Genomic DNA, 5,098 nt, shown 5'->3' on the forward strand with positions numbered 1-5,098 from the left:
GGTATGGGGTATGGGGCAATGGGGCATTGGGCATGGGGCATTAATTATTTTCTTCTCCCACTCCTCCACTCTCCTACTCCCCAGATTGCGGTAGAATACCAGCGCATGGGTGCTTGTTTGGGGTTGACTAATGACTTCTGTAATTAATGTAAATTTACCAGAGCAGTCTTATGAGATTGCGATACCTTCGGTAAGCTACGCTAACGCACCTGCAAGCTTAGATCAACTAGGTCAACAGATGGCTGGCCTGAATCTAGGCAAGAAGGTATTACTGGTTTCTAATCCGACGATTTTTAAGCATTACGGGAAAAGAGCGATTGCATCGCTGACATCTGCTGGATTTGAAGTTGCTAGCTGTACCCTACCACCCGGTGAACGATACAAAACCCTCAACTCAATTCAAAAGCTCTACGATGCAGCCTTAGAAAACCGTCTCGAACGTTCTTCCACTATGGTGGCTTTGGGGGGAGGTGTAATTGGCGATATGACTGGCTTTGCAGCGGCAACTTGGCTGCGGGGTATTAATGTTGTACAAGTGCCTACCACTCTTTTAGCAATGGTAGATTCGGCAATTGGTGGCAAAACTGGCGTGAATCATCCCCACGGTAAAAATTTGATTGGGGCATTCCATCAACCGCGTCTAGTATTAATTGACCCACAAGTCTTGAAAACCCTCCCCATGCGCGAGTTTCGGGCGGGAATGGCAGAGGTGATCAAGTACGGCGTGATTTGGGATGCCCAATTGTTTACTCAATTGGAACAGAGTAAACGCCTTGACCAACTCCGCTATGTCAAAGCCGAACTAATAGACACCATATTAACGCGCTCTTGTCAAGCTAAAGCTGATGTAGTTGGCAAAGATGAGAAAGAAGCGGGACTGAGGGCAATTCTCAACTATGGTCATACCATCGGTCATGCAGTAGAAAGCTTGACTGGTTATCGTCTAGTGAATCACGGTGAAGCAGTTGCCATTGGCATGGTAGCAGCAGGACTAATTGCTGTGAATTTGGGAATGTGGGCAAAGGAAGACGCAGAACGTCAAAACGCCCTCATTCAAAAAACGGGTTTACCAGTTAAGTTACCGGATGGGGTAGACATAGAAGCAATTATTGAGGCTTTGCAGTTAGATAAGAAAGTCAAAGCGGGTAAAGTGCGGTTTGTTTTGCCGACACAGATTGGTGTAGTGACAGTTACCGATGACGTACCATCAGATACCATCAGACAAGTGTTGCAGGGGATGTAATTCGTAATTCGTAATTCTTAATTGATTCAAGTCCATTGTCCCCTACTCCCCCACTTTCCCACTCCCCAAGCTAAATCTTGTTAATCCAAAAGCATCTATGGTATATGTTAGACACGGTAAACCTAGCAGAAAACCGTAGATTAGTTGCAGAGGTACTTAGCAGTGGGTATAGTAGTTGAGAACGTTTCCAAGCAATTCGGGAGTTTCAAAGCAGTTGATCAGGTCAGCCTGGAAATTAAGAGTGGTTCGCTGGTTGCCTTGCTGGGGCCATCGGGGTCAGGTAAATCTACTTTACTGAGGTTAATTGCGGGTTTGGAAATGCCAGATAGAGGCAAAATCTTACTCACTGGCAAGGACGCGACATATCAAAGTGTGCAAGAGCGGAATATTGGGTTTGTTTTTCAGCACTATGCCCTATTTAAACATTTGACTGTGCGGCAAAACATTGCTTTTGGCTTAGAAATCCGCAAGGCGCCAGCAAAAAAGATTAAGGGGCGAGTAGAACAGTTACTGGAATTGGTGCAGTTAAGTGGACTAGGCGATCGCTACCCATCACAACTTTCTGGTGGTCAAAGACAACGGGTAGCCTTAGCAAGATCACTGGCAGTAGAACCCGACGTATTATTGCTAGATGAACCCTTCGGAGCACTCGATGCTAAAGTCCGCAAGGACTTGCGGGCATGGTTACGCCGCCTCCATGATGAAGTACATGTTACCACTGTTTTCGTCACCCACGACCAAGAAGAAGCAATGGAAGTCTCCGACGAAGTTGTGGTCATGAATCAAGGGCGTGTAGAACAGGTGGGGACACCAGCAGAAATTTACGATAATCCTGCTACAGCATTTGTGATGAGCTTCATTGGCCCGGTGAACGTGTTACCCAGTACCTCAAAGATTTTCCAAAGCACTGGCTTCGATTCGCCATATCCAGAAGTATTTTTGCGTCCGCAAGATGTGATTGTAGAAAAGACTGCCAACGGCGCTACTGCACCTGCGACAGTCAGCCGTTTGATCCATTTGGGCTGGGAAATTCAAGTAGAATTAACATTAGATGATGGGCAAGTGGTGACGGCGCATTTAACACGCGATCGCTTTAACCAATTAGAGTTACAACCGCAACAGCGGGTATATGTGAAACCGAAAGATGCGAAATCTTTTCCCTTGTATTATTCGATATAGCACTTCTACATACAGACAAGCGATCGCATGAAATGAGTTGTCGATAAATTTACCTTCAACTCAAAGCCACCATCGGTAAAATCTCCAATACCGCAATCTGTAAATCAGGAAATTCTAACGGTGAAATAATCCTATCTTCACTCAAAATTACTTTACTTTGATAGCCATCTTGAGTTGGTTTCCGAAATACATATAATTTACGACTAACCACATCTAGCACCCAATAATCTTTAATTCCCGCCTTGGAGTAGGCTTTGGCTTTGGTTTCACAGTCCAGTTTCAGGCTGCTATCTGCTACCTCAATAATCAGATAAACTCCTGGCGGGGTAGGATGGTGGTCTGCATAGTCCAGCGGATCTACTTTAACAACCGCAAGATCCGGTTCTGGCTCAGACCGTTCATTTAACTTAACTGAGTCTTGAATAGATACCCAAGCCCGATTTTCTAATCTGTTTTTCAGTAAGTAATCTGTTCTATCCACTGCTGACTGATGGGCTGTCCCTTTCGCACTCATCCAGATTATGTTTCCTTCTAAGAGTTCCACTTGTTCATCTGCACCAAAAATCCCAGCTTCAGCCATCCGGTGATATTCGTCAACTGTCCACAGGCGAAGTTTTAATGTCGTGTCAGTGTTTTGCATAGCTTGTTTAACAATTGTGAAAAGTGATTAACATTTTAGCATTTATTCTTGACATATATAAGCTAATATGATATCAAAAATTAAAACCATTTTCAAAGTAAGGCTTGGTTTAGGCGTGTTACCATCGCGCTTCAAGTCAAGCCTGCAAATCAGCTAAACTGCTAAAGTCTTATTGAGAATAGTCAGATAAAACGGATAACAGACGAGCCTAAACCATCATCTGCCCGTGTAATTGCGACGATTTTAGAGGATATCACGCCAGCAGTAAAGCGCCAAAATCCTCCTGTTTTCATCGCAGGTAAAGGTAAAACATTGGGTGATTTGGTTAGTTCTATCTGGTCTTTTGCTCCAAATTGATGCGATTGCGATACCTTCGGTAAGCTACGCTAACGCACCTAGCAGTGGAGATAAATGATAGATTAATCGGTAATTTTTGACTAGTAGAGACGTTGCATTGCAACGTCTCTACATGGTGTATCTGTCACATTGTTTTTTTAAATTGGTATAAGAGCTAAAATCTGGTAGATTAACTCGGAACGCATGGGTTACATCTAGCTAATTTTGAAGTTTTTAGGTATTTCTGCAACTACTAACTTGGGGCAAATCAAAGCTATGAAACCATTTCTTTTTGTAACCGACTTGGATCACACCCTCGTAGGCAATGACAACGCTTTGGCAGAACTAACCCAATTACTCAGTGAACATCGCCAAGAATACGGCACTAAAATTGTTTATGCTACTGGGCGATCGCCTTTACTTTACAAAGAACTCCAAATTGAAAAAAATCTTTTGCATCCTGATGCTCTCGTTCTTTCCGTAGGTACAGAGATTTACCTCGATGGTACGGATACTCCCGATTCAGATTGGTCAGAAATCCTTTCTCCAGGCTGGGAACGCGAAACTGTATTATCTATCGCTAGTAAATACACGGAGCTAGATCCCCAACCCGAATCAGAACAGCGTCCCTTCAAAGTGAGCTTTTTTCTCCCACAAGATTTAGCTGCAAATGTTCTACCACAACTTAAGTCAGAGTTGCAGAAATATAAATTAAATATAAAGTTAATCTATAGTAGCGGTATTGACCTTGACATTGTACCCCATACCAGCGATAAAGGTCAGGCAATGCAGTTTCTTCGCCAAAAGTGGAAATTTGCAGCAGAGCAAACAGTTGTCTGTGGTGATTCGGGTAATGATATTGCTTTATTTGCTGTAGGCAACGAACGGGGAATCATTGTTGGGAATGCGCGTCCAGAGCTACTCCAATGGCATGACGAGTATCCCGCTGATCACCGCTACCTGGCAAAAGGTCTTTGTGCAGGTGGAATTATCGAAGGTTTGAAATATTTTGGTTTATTGAAATGATTAGTTATCTTAAAGGTCTTGTTGCTGGTATCCAAACGATTGGCGCTAATCGCATGATTCTGACTCTAGAAGTAAATGGGTTAGGGTATGATTTGCAAATTCCTCAACGGTTAGCAAACCAGTTACCAGAGTCAGGAGGAGTGGCGCAGATTTTCACCCATTTCCAAATTCGCGAAGAAGTGCCGTTATTGTATGGTTTTGCTTCGCCAGCAGAACGCGATTTATTTCGCCACTTGCTCACTGTCAGCGGTATTGGTGCTGCTTTAGCGATCGCCCTATTGGACACTTTGGAACTACCAGATTTAGTCCAAGCAATTATCGCTGGCAATGTACAAGTCTTAATTCAAGCTCCCGGTGTCGGTAAAAAAATCGCCGAACGCATCTGTCTGGAACTAAAAAGCAAGTTAGTCGAGTGGCGCAAATCAGCCGGGTTCTTCGTCGCCACAGGTGGGCCAGCACCTGGAATTCTCGAAGAAGTGCAAATGACCCTCTTCGCCTTGGGATATACTGCCCATGAAGTTAGTCACGCCTTGCATGTGGTAAGCGAAGACATCGGACTACCGAAAGATGCTTATGTGGAAGAGTGGATTAAACAGGCGATCGCCCATCTTAGCAGCAGCGAACAAGTTCAGTAGTCAACAGTCAACAGTCAATATTTATCCTCCCCCCTGCCC

Annotated in this window: 5 protein-coding genes; 4 read left to right on the forward strand and 1 reads right to left on the reverse strand. The window is 44.1% G+C overall.

The annotated features are described in order from the left end of the window. Positions 1-130 precede the first annotated feature (130 nt). Together aroB and IQ246_RS28755 are read left to right on the forward strand one after the other, a co-directional pair. Positions 131-1,243 carry a 3-dehydroquinate synthase gene (gene aroB, locus IQ246_RS28750; RefSeq protein WP_194006694.1) on the forward strand — a complete coding sequence of 371 codons (1,113 nt, stop codon included), beginning with the start codon at positions 131-133 and terminating at the stop codon, positions 1,241-1,243. Between the two features lie 162 nt (positions 1,244-1,405). Continuing rightward, entirely contained in the window at positions 1,406-2,422 is a 1,017-nt protein-coding gene (locus IQ246_RS28755) for a sulfate/molybdate ABC transporter ATP-binding protein (protein ID WP_194006695.1), read from the forward strand. A gap of 55 nt (positions 2,423-2,477) precedes the next feature. Here IQ246_RS28755 and IQ246_RS28760 read toward each other — a convergent pair whose 3' ends face one another. Beyond that, the gene (locus tag IQ246_RS28760; protein WP_194006696.1) at positions 2,478-3,062 is read right to left on the reverse strand and encodes a Uma2 family endonuclease; all 585 of its coding nucleotides are present in this window, start codon (positions 3,060-3,062) and stop codon (positions 2,478-2,480) included. Between the two features lie 612 nt (positions 3,063-3,674). Between IQ246_RS28760 and IQ246_RS28765 the strand changes: the two genes are divergently transcribed. Both IQ246_RS28765 and ruvA read left to right on the forward strand, forming a co-directional pair. After that, positions 3,675-4,424 carry a sucrose-phosphate phosphatase gene (locus tag IQ246_RS28765; protein WP_194006697.1) on the forward strand — a complete coding sequence of 250 codons (750 nt, stop codon included), beginning with the start codon at positions 3,675-3,677 and terminating at the stop codon, positions 4,422-4,424. Beyond that, positions 4,421-5,059 (forward strand): Holliday junction branch migration protein RuvA, encoded by a 639-nt coding sequence (gene ruvA / locus IQ246_RS28770; protein WP_194006698.1) that lies wholly within the window; start codon positions 4,421-4,423, stop codon positions 5,057-5,059. The genes IQ246_RS28765 and ruvA overlap by 4 nt, the downstream gene beginning before the upstream one ends. Positions 5,060-5,098: the final 39 nt, after the last annotated feature.

The organism is aff. Roholtiella sp. LEGE 12411 (assembly GCF_015206995.1).
GTDB lineage: Bacteria > Cyanobacteriota > Cyanobacteriia > Cyanobacteriales > Nostocaceae > Komarekiella.